The 3,023-nt window shown below is 36.3% G+C and carries 4 protein-coding genes; 2 read left to right on the forward strand and 2 right to left on the reverse strand.

What is annotated here, in order from left to right; all coding sequences use genetic code 11:
- Window positions 1-63: 63 nt before the first annotated feature.
- Window positions 64-837 carry a class I SAM-dependent methyltransferase gene (locus L1D46_RS20175; protein WP_130052854.1) on the forward strand — a complete coding sequence of 258 codons (774 nt, stop codon included), beginning with the start codon at window positions 64-66 and terminating at the stop codon, window positions 835-837.
- Window positions 838-881: 44 nt separating this feature from the next.
- Entirely contained in the window at window positions 882-1,541 is a 660-nt protein-coding gene (locus L1D46_RS20180) for a LysE family transporter (protein ID WP_130052855.1), read from the forward strand.
- Between the two features lie 59 nt (window positions 1,542-1,600).
- Here L1D46_RS20180 and L1D46_RS20185 read toward each other — a convergent pair whose 3' ends face one another.
- Both L1D46_RS20185 and L1D46_RS20190 read right to left on the reverse strand, forming a co-directional pair.
- The gene (locus L1D46_RS20185; protein ID WP_130052856.1) at window positions 1,601-2,389 is read right to left on the reverse strand and encodes a LytTR family DNA-binding domain-containing protein; all 789 of its coding nucleotides are present in this window, start codon (window positions 2,387-2,389) and stop codon (window positions 1,601-1,603) included.
- A partial coding sequence (locus tag L1D46_RS20190; protein ID WP_239978129.1) for a histidine kinase occupies window positions 2,386-3,023 on the reverse strand: 638 nt, incomplete at its 5' end. The genes L1D46_RS20190 and L1D46_RS20185, both read right to left, overlap by 4 nt.

Below are 3,023 nucleotides of genomic sequence, written 5' to 3' on the forward strand. Positions count from 1 at the left end.
CTATTAGGCATTGCTGCAATGATTGAGCAATGCCTAATTAGAAGTTAGCTGGATAGGACGCATATGGATTATATTAAAGTAAATAGAGATACATGGAATAAAAGAACTGATCTTCATACCCAGTCTAGTTTTTACAATATACCAATGTTTAAAAATGGGAGAAACTCACTCAATCCCATCGAGCTTGCCCTACTCCCAGATGTGAAAGATAAATCGCTATTGCACTTACAGTGTCATTTTGGTCAAGACACGCTCTCTTGGGCAAGGCTTGGCGCGTGTGTAACGGGTGTTGATTTGTCGCCTACTGCAATTGAGTATGCCAATGAGCTCAAACAAAACTTAAATTTAGAAGCCACTTTTATCGAAAGTAATGTTTACGATTTTGACGCTATCAACCAGCAACTTTTTGATATTGTATACACTTCTTATGGTGTTCTAAATTGGTTACCAGATTTAAATCGATGGGCTGAGGTAATTGCTAACTCTTTACAAGCTGGCGGCACTTTATGTCTGGTTGAATTTCACTCTTTTAATGAGTTATTAAATGGCTACTCTTATTTTCATGACTCTGAACCTACCATTGAAGAAGAAGGAACATACACCGAAAATTGTGATGGTACAAAGTCAAAAACAGTAACCTGGAGTCACTCAATTAGTGACATTATAAACTCACTCATTCAGGCTGGTTTGACGATAGAATCATTCGACGAATACCCATATAGCCCTTATGACTGCTTTGAAGGCTTAGAATATGTTCATGATAAAGGTTACCAATTACTTCACAAAGGACATCAAGTTCCTTTAGTGTTTTCAATTAAAGCAAGGAAGAACGCCTAATTTAGCCCGCTCTTCATTTTTCATATATAGACTTTGAGGAATTAATGGATATTAGCTTAATAAGTATTTTTATTTCAGTGGCAGCTGCACACTTTCTGGCATTACTGAGTCCAGGGCCTGATTTTGTACTCGTTGTTAAAAGTGCGCTGAAAGGTAACCAAAAAAACGCCATTGGCGTTGCGTTAGGTATTGCAACTGCTAATGCTGTGTATATTACCTTATGCTTAATTGGAGTTGGCGCCATATTATCCACCTCAATTGGTTTGATGGTAACGCTCAAAGTTATTGGAGGCTTATTTTTAATGTATATTGCCTATCATGCATTAAAAGCACCTAAAAATGCCTACGCTAACTTTTCTACAAGCACTAAGACTGCAAGTGAATTTTCATTATCATGCTTTTGCAAAGAGTTTGTAACTGGGTTTCTCTCAGGTATTTTAAACCCTAAAAATTTATTATTTTATTTAAGCTTGTTTACTGTTGCACTAACCCCCGAAGTCAGTATTAGCTTTAAAGTACTTTTAGGAGTATGGATGACATTAGTCGTCTTTTTTTGGGATGTAGCTATTATTTATATGTTGTCAAAAACGACTATCAGACAAAAATTCATTAGAGCCGCATTTTATATTGATAAAGTAACAGGTATCGTTCTCGGTGCGATTGGGGTTAACATTCTAAAATCAGTTTGGTCAAAACAGCCGTAAATACTACTGCATAGTAAGGTGCTGTTTATAACGAGGTATTGTAAACAGCACCGATTTATTTAAATCAGCTTTTTTAATTGCTTACTGTAGGTTCGACTTACTTTTAATGTTTTACCAGTAGTTAAGGTTGCCATGTACTCTGAGTTGCGCAATGGCTCAAGCTGTCTTACATAAGTTAAATTGACAATGGTAGACTTATGGATCCGCAAAAAGGCCTCAGGCAGCATATTATTCTCAAGTTCTTTTAATCTAGCTCTCATAACATGGGTTTCGGTTGCAGTATGCACACACATATAATCACCAGCTGCATCAATCCAAAGAATATCGGTGAATGAAATTATTTGAATCGGGTTTTTAGCATCCCGGATAACCAAGTGATCACTATCAAAATTATAGTCTGACTGATTGGCTGAGTGTTTGTTTTGCTCAGCCTTGTTACTCACTTCTTGTTGTAGCGCTATCAACTCACTTTTTTGGAATAACTTTACGTTACTTACAACTCTTTCTATAGCTTCTGCAAGCCTGTCTAGTTTGACTGGTTTTAATAAATAATCGATAGCTCTAACTTCAAAAGCTTGTACTGCATGTTGATGAAAAGCAGTGACAAAAATGACTGCTGGACATGCTTCGGGTTGAAAATACTTTATCAATTCAAAGCCAGACTTGGTGGGCATTTCGATATCTAAGAAGATTAAATCAATTTCGTTGTTATTTATAAGCTCAATAGCATCGTCAACACTGCATGCACTACCAACAATATTAATTTCAGGAAATTGTTCAAGTCGAATACGTAAACCTTCGACGGCGCTGTATTCATCATCAACCAGTATCGTGTTTAGTTTTATCATTTATTATGACCACTCATAGGTAATGTTATACATACCCAAGCACCACCTTCACTTAAGTTGCCCTTTTCTATACGGTGTGACTTTCCGTACATTAGCTTCAAACGTTGCTCACAATTTGCTAATCCTATCCCTCTTTTATTTGTGCTTTCATCACCAAATCCCTTGCCAGTATCAGACACTTTTATATTTAAATAACTCTTAGTTTTTTCTATGGCTATAGTAATGCACATTAGCTGGTTTGAACGCATGCCATGTTTTAATGCATTTTCTACAAGGGGTTGTATCAACATAGATGGGATCAGTAACTCGTTGCAGCCATCTGCAACAGAAATATCAACAACAAGCTTATTTGTGAAACGGCACTTTTCTATATCTAAATAATTGCTAAGAATGCCAATTTCTTCTTTAATTGTTACTTTTTCCAGCGGATCTGTATATAAGCTATGTCGCAATAGATCACACAGTTTCTCGAGCATTTTTACAGCTTCTAAACTTTCTTTCTTCAAAATCAATGTACAAATTGCATTGATACTATTGAACATAAAGTGGGGATTCAGCTGATAGCGCAGCATTTTTAATTGTGATTCTTTAGCTAAGTGTGTGGCTTCTGCTGCTTTTTGCGTTTGTTCTAAAT

It is taken from the genome of Pseudoalteromonas sp. Isolate3 (genome assembly GCF_022398505.1).
GTDB lineage: Bacteria > Pseudomonadota > Gammaproteobacteria > Enterobacterales > Alteromonadaceae > Pseudoalteromonas > Pseudoalteromonas apostichopi.

What these genes read in the sequence shown, in the direction of transcription:
- L1D46_RS20175 (WP_130052854.1), top strand. Translation starts at nt 64, where the DNA reads ATGGATTATATTAAAGTAAATAGAGATACATGGAATAAAAGAACTGAT.
- L1D46_RS20185 (WP_130052856.1), bottom strand. Translation starts at nt 2,389, where the DNA reads ATGATAAAACTAAACACGATACTGGTTGATGATGAATACAGCGCCGTC.
- L1D46_RS20180 (WP_130052855.1), top strand. Translation starts at nt 882, where the DNA reads ATGGATATTAGCTTAATAAGTATTTTTATTTCAGTGGCAGCTGCACAC.